This is a genomic window from Micromonospora sp. NPDC003776 (assembly GCF_053605645.1).
In genome coordinates, this window is record NZ_JBSGJR010001011.1 from 1 (window position 1) to 1013 (window position 1013).

1 protein-coding gene is annotated in these 1013 nt (G+C 77.3%); it reads left to right on the plus strand.

Annotated elements, in window-relative coordinates:
- A partial coding sequence (locus ACWEVO_RS37135; RefSeq protein ID WP_452312043.1) for a sensor histidine kinase occupies positions 1–1013 on the plus strand: 1013 nt, incomplete at both ends.

Sequence of the window (1013 nt, forward strand, 5' to 3'; positions counted from 1 at the left end):
GAGCGCGGCGACGAACCGGCGGGCCTCCGCCAGGTTGTCCACCGCCGCCTGGCGGGCCTGCGTCACGTATCCGGCGGCGGCGCTGGGGCTGGCGTACGCGGCCGGCGGGCTGCTGCGCCGCGCCCGGTCCCCGCAGCGGGCCGCGGTGGGGTGGCTGGCCCTGCTGGGCGCGCTGTGGCTGGTGCTGCTGGCCCTGTCCGCCGACGGGGTGTGGCTGGCGTTCCCGTGGTACTTCCTGCAACTGCACCTGCTGCCGCGCCGCGCCGGCCTGGTGGCGGTCGCGGCCACCATGCTCGCGGCGGTCGCCGCGTTCGCCGCCCACCGGGGTGGCCTCACCCTGGCGGTGGGCCTCGGCCCGGCCCTCGGCGCCGTGGTCGCGGTCGCCGTGGTGTGGGGTTATCAGGCCCTCTACCAGGAGAGCGAGCAGCGGCGGCGGCTGATCGAGGAGCTCACCGCGGCCCGCGCGGAACTGGCCGCCGCCGAGCACACCGCCGGGGTGCTGGCCGAACGGGAACGCCTGGCGCGGGAGATCCACGACACCATCGCCCAGGGCCTGTCCAGCATCCAGTTGCTGCTGCGCGCCGCGGAACGGGCGCTGCCCGAGGCCGCCGACACCGCCGCCGGATACGTGACGCAGGCCCGCCAGGCGGCGGTGGACAACCTGGCGGAGGCCCGCCGGTTCGTCGCCGCGCTCGCCCCGCCGGCGTTGGAGGGCACTACCCTGCCCGACGCGTTGGAACGGCTGTGCGCCACCACCACCGACAGGCACCGGCTGGCCGCGGGTTTCCACCTGGCCGGTGAGCCGGTGCCGCTGCCGACCGCGCAGGAGGTCGCGCTGCTGCGGGTCGCCCAGTCGGCGCTGGCCAACACGGTCCGCCACGCCCACGCCACCGCCGCGCAGATACGGCTGGAGTATCTGCCCGGTCAGGTGGCGGTGGACGTGGTCGACGACGGGGTCGGCTTCGACGCGCAGGCCACGCCGGACGCCGGGCCGGGCGGCGGCGGGTTCGGCC